Here is a 17,416-nt window from a genome sequence, read left to right as displayed (position 1 = left end):
TTTCCGTTTTTGGGGTGCGGGGGGGGGGGGGGGGGGGGGGGGGGGGGGGGGGGAGGCCCGCCACCGCGAGGAATCCGCTGAGGACGACCAGAACGACGAGCAGACGCGCCCGGATAGTCGGCATGTCCACCACGGTCCGGTGAGGTCGGGACGGCGTCAATACCTTCTGACCCACCAGTAAGTTGACTATCAGTCAGCTCTATGGGTCATTCCCCCTTCCTGCGCTTCACGTTGAGCAGGTACTCCTTGCGGTTCAGCGGGTTGTGGTCGGTGCGCGGACGCCGCGGGACCGTGCCGCGGGTGACCGGCGCGTAGTGGTCGAAGGACGTCTCCAGCTCGCCCTCACCCCGGGTGAGCCCGGGCACCCGCTGCTCCAGTTCGTGCGCCCGGGCGGCCGGCACCGTGCCCTGAAGCTCACAGGACGCGCCGAGTGCGCCGGTGCTCTCCGGTACGGCGCCGAGCCGGGCGAGCACGGGCAGCAGTGCACCGAGCGTGTCCGCCGGGGCCTGGAGCCGGAAGCGGTGCACGGGTTCGTGCACGAGGGTGCCCGCCCGGCGCAGCGCCTCGGTGAGGACGAGTGGGGTCAGGCCCCGGAAGTCGTAGCCGGTGCTCGACATGCTCTTGTCGAAGCCCTGGTGGGCGTGGCTCTGCCGGGGCGAGTAGCCGCAGTGGGTCATGGTGACCGTGCAGTCGGGGATCTGCCAGCCGTGCAGTCCCTGGCCGAGCGTCTCGCGGACGGTGTCCTCCACGGCCTTGAAGAAGGCGTACGGCATCGAGCCCAGCTCCACCTCCAGCCGGAACTCCACGCCGGCGCCGGGCGGCGCGGGCTCCACGCGCAGACCCACCGTCGCCAGGAACGGGTTGGCGTCCTTCTTGTTGAACTCCACGGCGTGCCCGGTGCCGGCCGGCCGTTCGATGCACAGGGTGGTCGTCCGGCGGAAGGTGACGTCCAGGCCGTACTCCTCGGCGAGGGTCGCCTGGATCACCTGCTTCTGCACCTCGCCGTAGAGGGACACGGAGGTCTCCCCGCGCAGCTCGTCGTGCCGCACCCCGATCAGCGGATCCTGTTCGGCGAGCTGGGTGAGCGCGAGGTGCAGCGAACGCCGGTCGGCGCCGGGGCCGGGCGCGACGACCGTCTCCAGGGTGGGTGGCGCGAAGTGGTGCCCGTACGCCGTCCCCGGCCGGCCGAGCGCGTCGCCGATCCGGACCTCGCCGAGCCCCCACACCTTGGCGATGCGCCCCGCGCCGGCGCTGTCCCGCCGTACGTCGGCAGCCCGTTCGAAGACACTGATCCCGGTGACCCGGCCCTCCGGGCGAGTCCGGGTGCCGTACCCCTTCGTCCTTCCGTCCCCGAACGGGATCCGGTCGCGGACGCGCAAGGTGCCGGAGAAGATCCTGGCATAGGCCACCTTCTCCCCCGCCGGGCCACGTTCGACCTTGAAGACCGTGCTCGACAGCGGGCCGTCCGGGTCGCCGCCGGCGGCGGGCAGCAGCCGCTCGATGCCGCCGGTCAGCTCGGGCACGCCGGCTCCCGTGACGGCGGAGCCGAAGTACACCGGGTGCACCAGTGCGCGCCGGCTCTGGGCGGTGAGGGCGGTGTGCAGACGGGCGTCGGACACTGCGCCGTCGAGGTACGCGGCGAGCAGGTCGTCGTCGTGGTCGGCGAGCACGTCCGGCGCGGCCGGGCCGAGGCCGGGCACGAACCGTGCGGCGGGTGTGCCGAGTGCCGCGGGCCTCCCCATCGGGATGAGCGGCACGGACAGCGTGCGGGCCATCCGGGCGAGCACGGCATCGCCGTCCGCACCGCGCCGGTCGATCTTGTTCACGAAGATCAGCGTGGGGATCCCCAGCCGGCGCAGGGTGCGCATGAGCACCCGCGTCTGCGCCTGGACGCCCTCGACGGCCGAGACGACCAGGACGGCACCGTCGAGCACGCCGAGCACCCGCTCGACCTCGGCGATGAAGTCCGGGTGCCCGGGGGTGTCGATCAGGTTGACGGTGACGCCGTCGAGCGGGAACGACACGACGGCGGACTTGATGGTGATGCCCCGCCGCCTTTCCAGCGCGAGGGTGTCGGTGGTGGTGCTGCCGGCGTCGACGCTGCCGACCTCGTCGATCACCCCGGCGGTGTACAGCAGGCGTTCGGTCAGGCTGGTCTTACCGGCGTCGACATGCGCGAGAATTCCGAGATTGAGCAGGTGCACTGAGCGTGATGTCCTTCGGCACGAGGTGGATTCCTTCCTGGGCGGACATGCACGCAGTGCGCATCGCTGGTCCTCTCTGTGTGACGACGGACACCGCGCAGTGCAGCAGACACCGACGGCCGGCGGCAATGGATTAATGCTCAACGACTCGTCGCCACACCACTCGCCGCGACCGGGGCGTAGCCGTAGGGTGACCTACACCGTGCCCGGTGGCCGGCCATCCGTCCGCTGAGCCGGGGGCGACCGGCGTCGACGCGGGCAGCGCGCGGCTGTACGCGTTCCGCCGGGCCTCGGCCGTGCCGCGGTCGGGGTGCGCCCGGACGTGCACCGGGACGCGCCCCTCGACGAAGGCGCCCGTGCCGGGGCGGCGCGGGTCGGACGTCCCTGCCGACCTGCTGCGGCCCGGCCGTCGCCGGCGCGTCCGGCGGCGGTGTGCGCGGCGCCGATGCCGGTGCGGAGCGGGTGAGAGGAGCGGATCGTGCGCGAGATTCTGCCGGCGCTGGCCCGCTGGCACGCGGCCGGGAGCCCGTTCGGGCTGGCCACGGTCGTAGCGGTCAGCCGCAGCGCGCCGCGCGGACCGGGGGCGGCCATGGCGGTGGGCCCGGACGGCGAGGTCGTCGGCAGTGTGTCCGGCGGCTGTGTGGAGGGGGCCGTGTTCGAGCTCGCGCAGGAGGTGGCGGCGAGCGGCGAGGCCCGCCTGGAGACCTTCGGCTACAGCGACGAGGACGCGTTCGCGGTCGGGTTGACCTGCGGCGGTGAGATCACCCTGCTCGTGCGGCCGGTGACACCGGCATCGGACCCGGCGCTGGGTGCGGTCGCCGCCTCGGTCGGCGCGGGCGAGCCGGTGACGGTGGCCACGGTGGTGGACGGCCCGGCGCCGCGCGGAACCACGCTCGCCGTCTGGCCGGACCGGACGGCCGGCACGCTCGGCGCGCGCGGCCTGGACGCCGCCGTCACCGCCGACGCGCGCGGCGAACTGGCGCTCGGCGCCTCGCTCCTCAGGCACTACGGGCCGCACGGCGAGCGCCGTGAGGACGCCGTCACCGTGTTCCTGCAGTCCTTCGCCCCGCCACCGCGCATGCTGGTCTTCGGCGCGATCGACTACGCGGCCGCGGTGGCCCGCATCGGCGACTTCCTCGGCTACCGGGTCACCGTCTGCGACGCCCGCCCGGTCTTCGCCACGCCCCGGCGCTTCCCGGCGGGCGCCGAGGTGGTGGTCGACTGGCCGCACCGCTACCTCGCCGGCACCGAGACCGACGACCGCACGGTGATCTGCGTCCTCACCCACGACCCCAAGTTCGACGTGCCGCTGCTGCGGGAGGCCTTGCGCCGCCCGGCCGCCTACATCGGTGCGATGGGCAGCCGCCGCACCCACGAGGAACGGCACGAACGGCTCGCCGAGGCCGGCCTCACCGGGGCCGAACTGTCCCGCCTGCGCTCGCCGCTCGGGCTCGACCTCGGGGCCCGTACGCCGGAGGAGGTCGCCGTCTCGGTCGCCGCCGAGATCGTCGCCCTGCGCTGGGGCGGCAGCGGCTCACCCCTGACCACCACCGCCGGAGCCATCCACCCGGCGGCCTCCTGAACGGGCTCGGCGGAGGGGCCGGCGCGAGGTCATCGCCGCCCCGCCGACAGGGTCCCGGGCAACAGCGCGAGGGCGAGCAACGCGGCGGCCGCGTACAAGCGGGCCGACACCAGAGCCACGCCGTGGAACCTCGAGGACCCGGTGCTGCTCACGCGCCTGAGCCGGGTGACGGTTGCCTCGGGCATGCGGGCCGGGTACCACGCGTCGCGCGGCTCGGACGCCGGCTTGAGCAGTCGATCACCCGGGCTGGTGCCGCGGGGCCGTTACCGCCGCGGCAGGCGGTGCAGGGTCACGCCGGTGCGCGCGCCGTCGGTGAGGGTCGCGGGGAGGTAGGTGCAGTGGGGCTGGCGGCGCCGGTCGGTCGGCGAGCCGGGGTTGAGCAGGCGCAGGCCCGTCGCGGCGGCGGTGTCCCACGGGATGTGGCTGTGTCCGAAGACCAGGACGTCGAGGTCGGGGAAACGGGCGGCGCAGCGGGCCTCGCGGCCCTGGGCGGGGCCGGTCTCGTGCACGACGCCGAAGCGCAGGCCGTCCAGCTCGGCGTACGCCACCTCGGGGAGCCGGGCCCGCAGCTCGGGGCCGTCGTTGTTGCCGTACACCCCGATGAGCCGGCGGCTGCGGCTCTCCAGCAGGTCCAGGGTGGCGGTGTCGACCCAGTCACCGGCGTGGAACACGACGTCCGCCCGCGGGAGTTCGGCCAGCAGCGCGTCCGGGAGCCGCTTGGCCCGCTTCGGCAGGTGGGTGTCGGACATGAGGAGCAGGCGCACGGGATCAGCGTAGCCAGACCCCCCGTGCGGAGCCGGCCGACGCCGCCCGGGCGCTCGTGCCGCACCTGCCAGGGGGGTCGTCGACGTGCCGGAGTGCCGCCACCGCACCCGACAGGAGCGGCCCGGAATCGTCACGGACGCGCTGCTGGAGATTCTGCGCCGTCTGTGACCTCCCCTCGCCCGGGCAGGTCAGGCGGTCAGCCGGCGGGCTGCGCGTACGGCGCCCAGCACAGCCACTCCCGCGCCCAGGGCGGTGGCGGCGGGGTGCCGGGCCAGGGTCTCCTGCCAGGAGCGGGCGTGCGCGCTGTCGTCGAAGGAGCCGTGCGCGCCCTGGTCCTGGCCGGGCGCCCGGTCGACGGGTTCGAAGAGGTTGTCCAGTCCGGCCGGCGGCATGCGGTCGGTCTGCTGGGAGTCGAAACCGGTGCGGGCCAGGTAGCGGTCGAGCAGGGCCGGGACGAGCCGGTTGGCCCAGACGGTGGCGACGGTCGTGGCGCCGACGTAGTACTGCTTGCGGCGCGGGTGGTCGGCCGCGTACACCACGCCGCGCGCGGCCACCTCGGGCTGGTAGATCGGCGGCACCGGCATGGGGTGCTTGGACAGCCGGGAGCGCACCCATTCGAACTGGGGCGTGTTGACGGCGGGCATCTGGGCGACGGTGACGTGCACGTTGCTGCCGCGGTGCAGCAGTTCCGTGCGCAGCGAGGAGGTGAAGCCGTTGATGGCGTGCTTGGCGCCGCAGTACGCCGACTGCAGCGGGATCGACCGCTCGCCGAGCGCCGAGCCGACCTGCACGATGGTGCCCCGGTCGCGGGGCAGCATGCGCTTCAGGGCCGAGCGGGTGCCGTTGACGAACCCGAGGTAGGTGACCTCCGTGATCCGCTGGTACTCCTCGGGGGTGATCTCGTCGAACGGCGCGAACACGGACGAGAACGCGCAGTTGATCCAGATGTCGACGGGTCCGAACTCCTTCTCCGCGGCCTGGGCGACGGCCTCCGTCTGTGCCGGGTCGGCCACGTCGGCCACCTGCACGAGGGGGCGTCCGCCGAGGACGGCGACCTCGTCGGCCGCGGCCGCGAGGCCGCCCTCTCCGCGTGCGACCAGGACGACGTTGGCGCCGCGCCGGCCGTACAGGCGGGCGGTGGCGCGGCCGATCCCGGCGCTGGCACCGGTGATGACGACGGTGGGGGACATGATCCTCTCTTCCTCCGCATGCTCGTCCGTTGCGACTTCGCCGACGGTGTGCCCGGGTTCCTCAACTCCGGCGCCGCAGCAGCCGCAGCCCGAGCACGGCGCCCGCGGGAAGGGCGGCCGTGGCGGCGCTCGTCGCCCAGCGGGCGGTCCGGGACGGGGGTCGGGGGCGGTCGGCGAGGCGTTCCGGCTGGTCGCTGGGCAGGTTGCCGTCGAGGGCGAGCGCCAGGGCCTCGGCGAGGTGCAGGGCGCCGCGGCCGGTGCCGCCCTCCTCGATCTGGGTGCGGCAGCTGAAACCGTCGGCGAGGACCAGACTGCCGGGCGCCGCTGCCCGTACGGCGGGCAGTACGCCCTGCTCGGCGACGGCCATGGAGACCTCGTGGTGGCCGCGTTCGAAGCCGAAGTTGCCGGCGAGTCCGCAGCAGCCCTCGTCGAGGACCTCGGCGTCGAGGTGGGCGCGGCGCATGAGTTCCCGGTCGGCGTCGAACTTCATGATGGCGTGCTGGTGGCAGTGGGTCTGCACGGTCGCCTGCCGGGCGAGCTGCGGTGGCCGCCACCCGTCGGGGGCGTGGTGGACCAGCTGTTCGGCGAAGGTGCGGACCTGTCCGGCCAGCCGCTGCACGTCCTGGTCGGCGGGCATCAGCTCGGGGGCGTCGGCCCGGAAGACGGCCGTGCAGGAGGGTTCGAGGCCGATGACGGGCGTGCCCGCCTCCAGGTAGGGGCGCAGCACGCCGAGGGTGCGGGTCAGCACCCTCTTGGCGAGGGCGAGTTGACCGGTGGAGATCCAGGTCAGGCCGCAGCACACCGGTTCGGTGGGGACGGTGACGCGGAATCCGGCGTCCTCCAGCACCCGTACGGCCGACTCGGCGATCGCGGGGTGGAAGTAGTTGCTGAAGGTGTCGGGCCAGAGCAGGACGGTGCGCGGGTCGGCCGGGTCCGGCTCCTCCCGGCCCCGGGCCCGCCACCACTGCTGGAAGGACTCCTCGGCGAACAGCGGCGCCGAGCGGGCCCCGTCCACGCCGGCCAGCCGCTTGCCCGCACGGGCCAGACCGGGCGCGTGCAGCGCGGAGTTGACCAGGCCCGGGGAGATCCGGGACAGCTTCGCCCACACGGGCAGCCAGCCCAGGGAGTAGTGCGCGACAGGTCGCATCCGTCCCTCGTAGTGGTGGGACATGAACTCGGCCTTGAGAGTGGCCATGTCCACGCCGGTCGGGCAGTCGGACTTGCAGCCCTTGCAGGCCAGGCAGAGATCGAGGGCATCGCGCACGGCGGTGGACCGCCAGCCGTCCTTGATCGCGGAGTCGGCGTGCCCGTCGAGCATCTCGAACAGCAGCCGGGCCCGCCCGCGGGTGGAGTGCTCCTCCTCCCTCGTGGCCCGGTAGGACGGGCACATCACCCCGCCGGAGTGGCTGCGGCAGTTGCCGATCCCGACGCAGCGCATCACCGCCCGGTTGAAGGAGTGCTCGTCCTCGGGGAAGTCGAAGTGGGTGGCGGGGGTCGCCGGCCGCCAGCCGGGGCCGAGCCGCAGCTGCCCGTCGACGGGGTTGGGGCGGACGACCTTGCCCGGGTTCATCCGGTCGCGGGGGTCGAAGAGGGCCTTGAGCTCGCCGAAGGCGGTCACGAGCCGTTCGCCGAACATGCGGGTGAGCAGTTCACCGCGGGACTGGCCGTCGCCGTGCTCGCCGGACAGCGAGCCGCCGTAGGAGGCGACGAGGTCGGCGGCGCGCTCCACGAAGCGGCGGAAGTGCGCCACGCCGTCGGCCGTGCGCAGACCGAAGGGGATGCGGGTGTGGACGCACCCCTGCCCGAAGTGGCCGTACAGGGAAGGGTGGTCGTAGTCGAATTCCTCGAACAGCTCCTTCAGGTCGCGCAGGTAGTCGCCGAGCCGTTCGGGAGGTACGGCGGAGTCCTCCCAGCCCTCCCAGGTCTCCCGGTCGTCCGGCGGGCGGGCGGTGACGCCGAGTCCGGCCTCGCGGGCCCTGAGCATCTTCTGCTCGCGCTCGGGGTCGTCGGAGAAGGCCACGCGCGTGTCCTTCTCGTCGCGGCCGATGGCCCGCAGCAGGGAGTGGGCCTGCGCGTCGACGTCCTCCTGGCTGTCGCCGCTGTACTGCACCATCAGCCAGCTGTCGCCCTCGGGCAGCACGGCGAGCGAGTCGAGGTAGGCGCCCTCCTCCCGCATCAGCTGCGCCATGCGGCCGTCCAGCGCCTCCAGTTGGGTGGGCGAGCAGTGCTCCAGCAGGAGCGACACGTCGTCGGCGGCGGCACAGATGTCCTCGTAGCCGAGGACCAGCAGCGACTGGTACGGCGGCACGGGAACGAGGTCGAGTTCGGCGCGCAGGACGGTGACCAGGGTGCCCTCGCTGCCGACGAGTGCCTTGGCCACGTCGAAGCCGTTCTCGGGCAGCAGCGAGTCGAGGTTGTAGCCGGAGACGCGGCGCGGGATCCTTGGGTAGCCGCGGCGGATGTCGGCGAGGTACTCGGTGGCGATGCGATCGAGGCCGGAGTAGATCTCGGCGAGCCGGCCGCCGGCGGCGACGATCCGGTCGCGCTCGTCGGGAGGCGTGGGACCGACCCAGGCACGCAGTCCGTCATAGGTGAGGATCTCCAGGCGGCGGACGTTGTCGACGGTCTTGCCGTAGGCCTGGGCGGACGCGCCGCAGGAGTTGTTGCCGATCATGCCGCCGAGCGCGCAGTGGGTGTGGGTGGAGGGTTTCGGCCCGAACTGGAGCCTGTGCGGGGCGAGTCGGTGGTTGAGCTCGTCGAGCACGATCCCGGGTTCCACCACACAGGTGCGCCGCTCGGGGTCTACGGAGATCAGCCGGTTGCAGTACTTGCTCCAGTCGATCACCACGGCGGTGTTGGTCGACTGTCCGGCCAGGCTGGTGCCACCGCCCCGGGAGAGGACGGGGGCGTCGAAGCGTGCGCACACCGCCAGTGCCCGGGCCCCCGCCTCGACCGTGCGGGGGACGACCACGCCCAGGGGGACCTGCCGGTAGTTGGAACCGTCCGTGGCGTAGGCGCCGCGGCTGCCGGCGTCGAAGCGGACCTCGCCGTCCACCTCGGCGCCGAGGGCCGCCTCCAGGCCGGACATGTCCGCAGGGGTCATCTGCCCTCCTTTTGTTCACCGACGTGCTGCCCTGTCCGAGGCCGGGCGAGTACCCGGCAATCCGACAGGCAAAACTGAACAGGAAGTCTGAGCAGGAAGGCTGAACAGTAAAACTGAGCAGCCTGGGCTGGACAGTTTGGGCTGCGGGTCCTAGGGTGACGGGCATGGCTGACATCTCCGACTCCGCCGCCCGCGCCGCGCGCGATCTGCGCGTGGTGTTCAGCCGGCTGCGGCGCCGCATCCGCGAGGTCGCACAGGACACCGACCTCAGCCCCTCCCAGGAGTCGGCGCTCACGCTGGTCGGCAAACACGGAGCCGCCACGGCCAGCGCGCTCGCCGCCGCGGAGGGCGTGCGCCCGCAGTCGATGGCGACCACGCTGGCCGCCCTCGACCACCACGGGCTGATTAGGCGCGCTCCCGACCCGCAGGACGGCCGCCGGCAGCTGGTCACCCTGACCGACGCGGGCCGGGCCCGCGTCGAGGGCAACCGGCAGGTGCGCGAGGAGTGGCTGGCCCGCGCCTTCCAGGACCGCTACACCGAGCAGGAGCGGCAGACCGTTCTTGCGGCACTGGAGCTGATGGAACGGCTGTCGCAGCCGTGATACCGAGGCTCAGCGGACGCACCGGCACGGCGGCCCGCCCCTCCCCCGCCGGTTTCGACCGCCGGCTGATCCCGCCGATGCTGGTCGGATCGGTCCTCAACCCGGTCAACTCCTCGATGATCGCCGTGGCCCTGGTGCCGATCGGCGTCGCCTTCGGGGCCCCGCCCGCCGAGACCGCCTGGCTGGTGTCGGCGCTCTACCTGGCCACGGCCGTCGGGCAGCCCGTCATCGGCCGTCTGGTGGACATGTACGGCCCGCGCCGGCTCTATCTCGCCGGTACGGCCCTGGTGGGCGTCGCCGGTCTGCTCGGCGCGCTCGCGCCCTCGCTGGGCGCCCTGATCGCGGCGCGGGTGCTGCTGGGTCTCGGGACGTCGGCGGCGTACCCGGCGGCCATGCGCCTGACCCGCAGCGAGGCGGAACGCACCGGGCAGGACAGCCCTGCCGGGGTGCTGGCGGCACTGGCCGTCGCCAACCAGACGGTGGCCGTCGTCGGGCCCGCGCTCGGCGGCCTGCTGATCGGACTGGGCGGCTGGCGTGCCGTGTTCACCGTCAACGTGCCGCTCTCGGCGGCCTGCCTGGTGCTCGGCACCCTGCGGCTGCCCCGGTCCACGACCCGTCCGCGCCGCGTCGACCTGCCCGGCATGGCGCTGTTCGCGCTCCTGCTGGCCGCGCTGATGCTGTTCTTGATGGACCCGCGCGCGGACCGCTGGTACCTACTCGTGCTGTCGGCCGCCGCAGGCACGTGCTTCGCGGTGCGCGAGCTGCGGGTGCCGGACCCGTTCGTCGACCTGCGCGTCCTCGGCGGCAACGGCCCGCTGCTCGCCACCTACCTGAGGCAACTGCTCGCCTACACCACCTCCTACGCCTTCATGTACGGCTACACGCAGTGGCTGGAGCAGGGGCGCGGGCTCGGCGCCTCCACCGCCGGTCTGATGCTGCTGCCGCTGTCGGTGTCCGCGCTGATCGTGTCCACGCTCACCGGGCGCCGGGAGGCGGTGCGCACCAAGCTGCTCGCCGGCTCCGCGCTGCAGGTCGCGGGCTGCGCCCTGCTCCTTCTCGTGCGGGCCGGCAGCGGGCTGTGGCTGCTCCTCGCGGTCGGCGCACTGCTCGGCGTCCCGCAGGGCCTCATCGGCCTGGCCACGCAGAACGCCCTGTACCGGCAGGCCGATCCGGAGCGGATCGCCTCCGCGGCCGGGCTGCTGCGGACCTTCATGTACCTCGGCGCGCTGGGCGCGTCCGCCGCCACCGCGGCGTTCTACCCGCACCGCGCCGACACGGCCGGGCTGCACGGCCTGGCCCTGTTCATGCTCGCCGGCTCCGCCCTGCTGCTGGCGACGACCCTGCCGGACCGCTCCCTGGGCCGGCTCACCCCCACCACCCGCCGAACCACCGGAAAGGCCTGACCGACTCATGTCGCTCACCACGCTCGACCCCCGTACCGCCCTCGTCGCGATCGACCTGCAGAACGGCATCGCGGCCATGCCCGTGCAGCCGCACGCGGCCTCGGACGTCATCTCCCGCACCGCTGGACTCGCCGACGCCTTCCGCGCGCAGGGACTGCCCGTGGTCCTGGTCCGGGTGTCCTTCGCCGCCGACGGCGCCGACGCCGTCCCCGGCCGCACCGAGCGCCAGCCACGCGGCCTCGCCTTCCCCGAGGGCTGGGACGTCATCGTCGACGAGCTGTCCGGCCACCCCGGTGACATCCACGTCACCAAGCACAACTGGAGCGCCTTCCACGGCACCGACCTCGACGTCCAGCTGCGCCGCCGCGGCATCACCCAGATCGTGCTGACCGGCATCGCCACCAGCATCGGCGTGGAGTCCACCGCCCGCGACGCCTACGCCCACGGCTACCACGTCACCCTCGCCACCGACGCGATGGCCGACGCCGAAGCCGCGGCGCACGCCAACAGCGTCGAGCGGATCTTCCCGCGGCTCGGCGAGAGCGGCACCACCGCCGAGGTGCTGGAGCTGCTCGCCAAGACCCGCTCCTGACCGTCCGTCCGGTCCCTTGCGGCTGAGCGGCGATATCCGCACATCCGTGCAAGGGGCCGGTTAGCATTCGGCCACGCCACCGCACCACAACGGCAGGCGAACCGAGGGGGGTTGGAGCCGGATGCCGGTCAAGGTCAGCGTCACCGCCCCCGTCCGCCCGATCGGTGCCCCGGACCGGACGACCGACCGGGCGGGCGCTCACGCCCGCCGGCGGCACCCATGCGCTGCCGCAGGCCCGGCCTGCCCGCGCAGGAGCCGCGCAACGCCCTGGGACGCAGCGAGCCGTACCCGGCCGGGGGACGGATCTGGAAGCTGCCGCTGCGGGTGGACCGCACGCGCGGTGCCGCCGAGGTGCTCCGCCCGTCGGCGCCCGGCCGCTTGCGCCGGCTGGACGCCCGGCTCGGCGGCCGCTCGGCCGGGTACGGAGAGATCCAACGACCACCACGACAGGGAAGGCGTGACGGCGTGCGGCAACTGGGGATAGGCGACGCCTGGGTGCTGGAGTCCCAGGCGTTCCCGGACGACCGGGGCAGCTTCCACGAGTGGTACCGGGCCGCGGAGTTCCGCGAGGCCACCGGGTACGACTTCACGCTCGCCCAGGCCAACTGCTCGGTGTCCCGGCGGGGTGCGCTGCGCGGCATCCACTTCGCCGACGTGCCACCCGGGCAGGCCAAGTACGTGACGTGTGTGCGCGGTGCCGTCCTCGACGTGGTGGTGGACATCCGCGTCGGCTCCCCCACCTACGCGCAGTGGGAGGCCGTACGGCTGGGCGACGACACCCGGCGCGCGATGTTCCTCGCCGAGGGCCTCGGGCACGCCTTCATGGCGCTCACCGACGATGCCACGGTGGTGTACCTGTGCTCGGCCGGGTACGCCCCGCAGCGCGAGCACGGGCTCCACCCGCTCGACCCGGCGCTGGGCATCGCCTGGCCGGAGGGCGTCGAGCCGGTGCTGTCGGACAAGGACGCCGAGGCGCCGTCGCTGTCCGAGGCGGAGCGGTCCGGGCTGCTGCCCTCGTACGCGGACTGCTCGGCCCACTACCGGCGGCTGCGCTCGGGGGAGTTCAGCGGTTGACGACGTAGAGGAGCCGGCCTGTAGGCGCGGCGGCTCGCGGCCACGAAAGCGTGTCGTGCCCCGGTCGCGTGTCACCGCCGGCGGCTGCCGGAAGCCGGCTGCAGGGAACTCCTGCGGCTCGACGGCCTGGTGCGCCCAGCAGACGGAGCACGGATGACCTGGACATCCAGGTCGTGGGTGCGGTCGCGGGCCAGGCCGGCGGGCCGGAAGGAGGCCTTGGAGGCCTGCGACTCGGCGGCGAAGTGCGCCGCCTGGCCGGCATGGGCCCCCGGCGTCTCGGCACGAGGACCGCTTCCCGTCCCGCCGGTTCAGTCCACTCCGCGCACTATGTTGTCCTCGGACCCGGTGCTCTGCCGCTGCGCCGACGTGCGCTGCGCCACGGCAGGGAGGCAGGTCCGCACGCCCCGGTTCCGCCGCCGGCGAGCCTTCGCCCACCCGGTCTCGGCGTAGCGCAGGGCGGGTTTGTCAGTGGGCTGCGCGGTCACGTCGTCCATCTTCCTTCTGGGTCGTGCTTGCTGTGCCGGGCGTCGGCGGGCCGGTCCGCCGGCCCCGCGCGCCGGCTGGGGACTGTGCCTCAGCGGGTCCCCGCGGGACGCGGCGGCAAACGCCGCCCCCGCTCAGGTGCGGCCGCCGCCTCCGCCCCCGAAGGACCCGCTGGAACCGGGCGACCAGCGCGGACGGCGCTGGTCGTCGGCGCGCCGGCTACGGGCGTTGCCGACCTGGTGGGGGGTGAGCCGCTCGCCGCCGTCCGCGGCCCGGGGCACCTCGTCCGGTTCGCGCATCTCGAGGGTCTCGCGGACCGGGCCGGACGGCGGCACCGTGGGCTGCTCGTCGGGTCGCGGCGGCGCGGATTCGTTCTGGCGCACCTTGAAACCGAAGCGGAACGCCCAGATCAGTCCGGCGACACAGGCGACCCCCGCGAGCAGGATGAGGACGTATCCGAACGCCTGGGCACCCGAGGCTGCTGCGTACATCGCGAAGTTCATGTCCGCCGGGTACCCGGCCGAGCGGCGGATACGACTCCGGGTGCGAGGCGTGGCGCGCCGGGGGCCGCAGCGCACGAGGGTAGCGTCGCCCACGATGACGGAACTACCGGAAATGTCGGACATCAGCGAGGTCGTCGCGCGCTACACGGCGCCCGCCCCGCGTCCCGGCCGGGGCCTGCTGCGCTGGATCTCCACCGCCGACCACAAGGTGATCGGCCGGCTCTACATGGTCACGGCGTTCTGCTTCTTCCTGCTGGCGGGGCTGCTCGCGCTCGGGATGCGGGCGGAACTCGCCCGGCCGGGTCTGCAGTTCCTGAGCGAGCACGGCTACAACCAGTTCTTCACGATCCACGGCACGATCATGATGCTGCTGTTCGCGACCCCGATGTTCGCCGGGTTCGCCAACGCCGTGATGCCGTTGCAGATCGGCGCTCCCGACCTCGCCTTCCCCCGGCTGAACGCGCTGTCGTACTGGATGTACCTGTTCGGCGGCCTGATGGTGGTCTCCGGCTTCGTGGTGCCCGGCGGGCCGGCCGCGTTCGGCTGGTTCGCCTACGCGCCGCTGAACAGCTCCTACTTCTCCCCCGGCGCCGGAGGCGACCTGTGGGCGATGGGGCTGGTGGTCTCGGGCGTGTCGACGACGCTGACCGCGGTGAACTTCGTCGCCACGATCCTCTCGCTGCGCGCGCCGGGCCTGACGATGTTCCGGATGCCGATCTTCACCTGGAACGTGCTGTTCACCTCGATCCTGATCCTGCCGGCGTTCCCGGTGCTCACGGCGGCGCTGCTGGCGCTGGAGGCGGACCGGAAGTTCCAGGCGCACGTCTTCGACGCGGCGGACGGGGGCGCGTTGCTGTGGCAGCACCTGTTCTGGTTCTTCGGGCATCCTGAGGTCTACATCGTGGCGCTGCCGTTCTTCGGCATCATCTCGGAGATCGTTCCGGTGTTCTCCCGCAAGCCGCTGTTCGGCTATCTGCCGATGATCGGGGCCACGATCGCGATCACCATGCTGTCGGCGGTGGTGTGGGCGCATCACATGTTCGCCACCGGGGCGGTGCTGCTGCCGTTCTTCTCCATCATGTCGTTCCTGATCGCGGTGCCCACGGGGATCAAGTTCTTCGCGTGGATCGGCACGATGTGGCACGGCTCGGTGTCGTTCGAGACGCCCATGCTGTGGGCGATGGGCTTTTTGGTGTCCTTCCTGCTGGGCGGGCTGAGCGGGGTGCTGATCGCCTCGCCGCCGCTGGACTTCCATCTGACCGACACCTACTTCATCGTGGCGCATCTGCACTATGTGCTGTTCGGCACGGTGGTGTTCGCGATGTTCGCCGGGTTCTACTTCTGGTGGCCGAAGTTCACCGGCAAGATGCTGGACGAGCGGCTCGGCAAGCTGCACTTCTGGCTGCTGTTCCCCGCTTTCCAGCTGACCTTCCTGGTGCAGCACTGGCTCGGCGAGGCGGGGATGCCCCGCCGGTACGCCGACTACCTGCCCGCGGACGGCTTCACCCTGCTCAACACCCTGTCCTCGTCGGGCGCGTTCCTGCTGGGCATCTCCACCCTGCCGTTCCTCTACAACGTGTGGCGCACCGCCGCCAAGGGCGAGCGAGTCACCGTGGACGACCCGTGGGGGTGGGGCCGCGGCCTGGAGTGGGCGACGTCCTGCCCGCCGCCGCGGCACAACTTCCTGGCCCTGCCCCGGGTGCGCTCGGAGTCGCCCGCCTTCGACCTGCACCATCCGGAGGTCGAGGCCCCGGCCGGAGAGGAGCTGGCGCGATGAAGGCGGAGGCGGTGCTGTTCGGCGGGGTCGCGCTGTTCTTCGGCGGGTCCGCCGCGCTGTACGGGCTGTGGTCGGGAGAGGAGGCGGGCACGGTCGCGCTGGTCGTCGCGTGCGGGATGTCCGGACTGATCGCGTTCTTCTGCCTGATCCAGTACCGGCGCCGGGGACCGCGGGCGCAGGACCGCACCGAGGCGGAAGTGGCGGACGCGGCGGGGCCCGTGGCGTTCTTCCCCGACGAGAGCGTGTGGCCGATCGTCACCGCGCTGGGTTTCGCTCTGACGGCGACCGGCGTGGTCTACGGGCTGTGGCTGTTCCTCATCGGCCTGGGCGTTCTGGCGCGTGGGGTGTTCGGGATGGTCTTCCAGTACGCGCACCGGTGAGTGTCCTGCGCGGGGCGCCGGGCCGGAACGTCTCGACGGGCTCGTGATCGGTCTCGTAGGCGCCGGTGACGCTCTGCCGGATCTCGCCCGTGGGCACGCCCTCGGCCAGCCGCTCGTTCTCCGCCGCCGTCAGGGCCCGGCACAGCCACCGGGTGACCAGGAAGGCGAGCACCGGTCCCACCACGAGGGCAATGCGCAGCAGCCAGGTGATGGCGTTGACGGAGACCCGGAAGGTCTGGGCGATGACGTCGTTGCCGCCGGCCAGCAGCAGCACGCCGTAGAACACCGCGCCCGCCACGCCGAGGCCGGTGCGGACGGGGCGCTCGCGGGGCCGGTCGCACAGGTACTGCTCGCGGTGCCACTCCCCGGTCAGGCGCTGCTCGACGAACGGGTACGCGTAGAGCACGGCGAACAGCAGGAAGGGCAGGACCACGGCCGGGAGCAGCACGTTCCACATCAGCGTGTGCCCGGCGAAGTTCGTCTCCCAGGGCGGCACGAGCCGCAGCGAGCCCTCCAGGAAGCCGACGTACCAGTCGGGCTGGGAGGCGGTGGAATCCTGGTCGGCGCGGTAGGGGCCGTAGTTCCAGACCGGGTTGATCTGCGCGATGCCCGCGAGGAGCACCAGGACGCCGCCGACGGTGAGGGACAGGCCGATGGAGGAGCCCGCGAACTGCGGGAACAGGGGCTTGCCGACGGCGTTGCGGTGGGTGTGGCCGGGACCGCGCCACTGCGTGTGCTTGAGCTGGAACACCAGGATCAGGTGGACGGTGACCAGGGCGATGAGGAGGCCGGGCAGCAGCAGGATGTGCAGGGCGTACAGGCGGCCGATGATCTCCATGCCGGGCCACTGGCCGCCGAAGGCGAAGAAGGCCAGGTACGTGCCCACGACCGGGATCGACAGCATGATGGTCTGCGCGATGCGCAGCCCGGTGCCCGAGAGCAGATCGTCGGGGAGCGAGTAGCCGGCGAAACCCTCGGCGAGCGACACGGCGAACAGGGTCACCCCGATCGCCCAGTTCGCCTCGCGCGGCCGGCGGAAGGCTCCGGTGAAGAAGATCCGCAGCATGTGCAGCCCGATCGCGGCGACGAAGACCAGAGCCGCCCAGTGATGGGTCTGCCGCATCAGCAGCCCGCCGCGCACGTCGAAGCTGATGTGCAGGGTGGAGTCGAAGGCCTGCGACACGAGCACCCCGCGCAACGGCGCGTAGGGGCCCGAGTAGACGACCTCGCGCATGCCCGGCTCGAAGAACAGCGTCAGCCACACCCCGGTCACGAGCAGCACCATGAAGCTGTACAGCGCGATCTCACCGAGCAGGAAGGACCAGTGCTCGGGGAACGCCTTGCGCAGCAGCGAGCCGCCCTGGCTCAGCGGCAGCCGGGCGTCGAGCGCGGTGGCGAGACGTTCGGCGCGCTCGCCCGCCCGTCTCACCGCTCGTCCGGGGCGGCCGCCGCGTGCGCCACCTCGGCCTCGACCTCGGGGCGCGGCCGGCCCGTCTCCTTCGCGTACTCGCTCACCGCGGTCTGCACGTCCCGGGCCAGATCCCGCCAGGCGCGCAGCGCCGTCTCGTACGTACCCGACTGGGCGCCGGTCATCCGCCGCTCGGCCGGCGGGCCGTACGCGTCCCGCAGCTCCTCGACCGTAGCGTGGGCCGCTTCGGCCGCGCGCTGCTTCTGCACGAGTTCGTCGAAGGTGTGTGCCACACCAATCGACCCTAGGCACCGGTTCCGCGATGCGCCTCCCCAAGCCTCTCCAACCAG

At 72.8% G+C, this 17,416-nt stretch carries 15 protein-coding genes; 7 read left to right on the top strand and 8 right to left on the bottom strand.

Annotated elements, in window-relative coordinates:
- Positions 1–206 precede the first annotated feature (206 nt).
- The gene (locus ABZ919_RS33690; protein ID WP_361255416.1) at positions 207–2,204 is read right to left on the bottom strand and encodes a translation factor GTPase family protein; all 1,998 of its coding nucleotides are present in this window, start codon (positions 2,202–2,204) and stop codon (positions 207–209) included.
- Positions 2,205–2,682: 478 nt separating this feature from the next.
- On the opposite strand from ABZ919_RS33690, the gene ABZ919_RS33685 reads away from it, so the two are divergent.
- Positions 2,683–3,786: an XdhC family protein gene (locus ABZ919_RS33685; protein ID WP_361255413.1), complete on the top strand. Its 1,104-nt coding sequence runs from the start codon at positions 2,683–2,685 to the stop codon at positions 3,784–3,786.
- A gap of 29 nt (positions 3,787–3,815) precedes the next feature.
- Here the strand turns inward: ABZ919_RS33685 and ABZ919_RS33680 are convergent, their stop codons facing one another.
- From ABZ919_RS33680 to ABZ919_RS33665, 4 genes are all read right to left on the bottom strand, one after another.
- Positions 3,816–3,971 carry a hypothetical protein gene (locus ABZ919_RS33680; RefSeq protein ID WP_361255410.1) on the bottom strand — a complete coding sequence of 52 codons (156 nt, stop codon included), beginning with the start codon at positions 3,969–3,971 and terminating at the stop codon, positions 3,816–3,818.
- Between the two features lie 78 nt (positions 3,972–4,049).
- Positions 4,050–4,550: a metallophosphoesterase gene (locus ABZ919_RS33675; RefSeq protein ID WP_361255408.1), complete on the bottom strand. Its 501-nt coding sequence runs from the start codon at positions 4,548–4,550 to the stop codon at positions 4,050–4,052.
- Between the two features lie 189 nt (positions 4,551–4,739).
- Positions 4,740–5,741: an SDR family oxidoreductase gene (locus ABZ919_RS33670; RefSeq protein ID WP_361255405.1), complete on the bottom strand. Its 1,002-nt coding sequence runs from the start codon at positions 5,739–5,741 to the stop codon at positions 4,740–4,742.
- A 61-nt stretch (positions 5,742–5,802) separates the two neighbouring features.
- Positions 5,803–8,844 (bottom strand): FAD-linked oxidase C-terminal domain-containing protein, encoded by a 3,042-nt coding sequence (locus ABZ919_RS33665; RefSeq protein WP_361255402.1) that lies wholly within the window; start codon positions 8,842–8,844, stop codon positions 5,803–5,805.
- A 164-nt stretch (positions 8,845–9,008) separates the two neighbouring features.
- Between ABZ919_RS33665 and ABZ919_RS33660 the strand changes: the two genes are divergently transcribed.
- From ABZ919_RS33660 to rfbC, 4 genes are all read left to right on the top strand, one after another.
- Positions 9,009–9,446, top strand: a complete 438-nt coding sequence (locus ABZ919_RS33660; protein WP_361255399.1) for a MarR family transcriptional regulator — start codon at positions 9,009–9,011, stop codon at positions 9,444–9,446.
- Positions 9,443–10,849 carry an MFS transporter gene (locus ABZ919_RS33655; RefSeq protein WP_361255396.1) on the top strand — a complete coding sequence of 469 codons (1,407 nt, stop codon included), beginning with the start codon at positions 9,443–9,445 and terminating at the stop codon, positions 10,847–10,849. Before ABZ919_RS33660 ends, ABZ919_RS33655 begins: the two co-directional genes overlap by 4 nt.
- A gap of 7 nt (positions 10,850–10,856) precedes the next feature.
- On the top strand, positions 10,857–11,441 hold the full coding sequence (locus tag ABZ919_RS33650) for a hydrolase (RefSeq protein WP_361255394.1): 585 nt from the start codon (positions 10,857–10,859) through the stop codon (positions 11,439–11,441).
- A gap of 465 nt (positions 11,442–11,906) precedes the next feature.
- Complete coding sequence (gene rfbC / locus ABZ919_RS33645) at positions 11,907–12,515, top strand: dTDP-4-dehydrorhamnose 3,5-epimerase (protein ID WP_361255431.1); 609 nt, start codon at positions 11,907–11,909, stop codon at positions 12,513–12,515.
- Between the two features lie 617 nt (positions 12,516–13,132).
- Here rfbC and ABZ919_RS33640 read toward each other — a convergent pair.
- Positions 13,133–13,501, bottom strand: coding sequence for a DUF6479 family protein (locus ABZ919_RS33640; protein WP_361255391.1), 369 nt, complete (start codon positions 13,499–13,501; stop codon positions 13,133–13,135).
- A gap of 112 nt (positions 13,502–13,613) precedes the next feature.
- Between ABZ919_RS33640 and ctaD the strand changes: the two genes are divergently transcribed.
- Complete coding sequence (gene ctaD / locus ABZ919_RS33635) at positions 13,614–15,278, top strand: cytochrome c oxidase subunit I (RefSeq protein WP_361255389.1); 1,665 nt, start codon at positions 13,614–13,616, stop codon at positions 15,276–15,278.
- The gene (locus ABZ919_RS33630; protein ID WP_361255386.1) at positions 15,275–15,658 is read left to right on the top strand and encodes a cytochrome c oxidase subunit 4; all 384 of its coding nucleotides are present in this window, start codon (positions 15,275–15,277) and stop codon (positions 15,656–15,658) included. The genes ctaD and ABZ919_RS33630 overlap by 4 nt, the downstream gene beginning before the upstream one ends.
- On the opposite strand, the gene ABZ919_RS33625 is transcribed toward ABZ919_RS33630, so the two are convergent.
- Together ABZ919_RS33625 and ABZ919_RS33620 are read right to left on the bottom strand one after the other, a co-directional pair.
- Positions 15,594–17,087 (bottom strand): cytochrome bc complex cytochrome b subunit, encoded by a 1,494-nt coding sequence (locus ABZ919_RS33625; protein ID WP_361255383.1) that lies wholly within the window; start codon positions 17,085–17,087, stop codon positions 15,594–15,596. The genes ABZ919_RS33630 and ABZ919_RS33625 overlap by 65 nt on opposite strands.
- A complete protein-coding gene (locus ABZ919_RS33620) occupies positions 17,084–17,359 on the bottom strand; it encodes a hypothetical protein (protein ID WP_361255380.1) in 276 nt (91 codons plus the stop codon). The genes ABZ919_RS33625 and ABZ919_RS33620 overlap by 4 nt, the downstream gene beginning before the upstream one ends.
- Between the last annotated feature and the right edge of the window lie 57 nt (positions 17,360–17,416).

The organism is Streptomyces sp. NPDC046759 (assembly GCF_040645475.1).
Classification (GTDB): domain Bacteria; phylum Actinomycetota; class Actinomycetes; order Streptomycetales; family Streptomycetaceae; genus Streptomyces.
The sequence above is the reverse complement of the archived record's forward strand: the minus strand, read 5'-3'. Positions and strand labels throughout refer to the sequence as shown.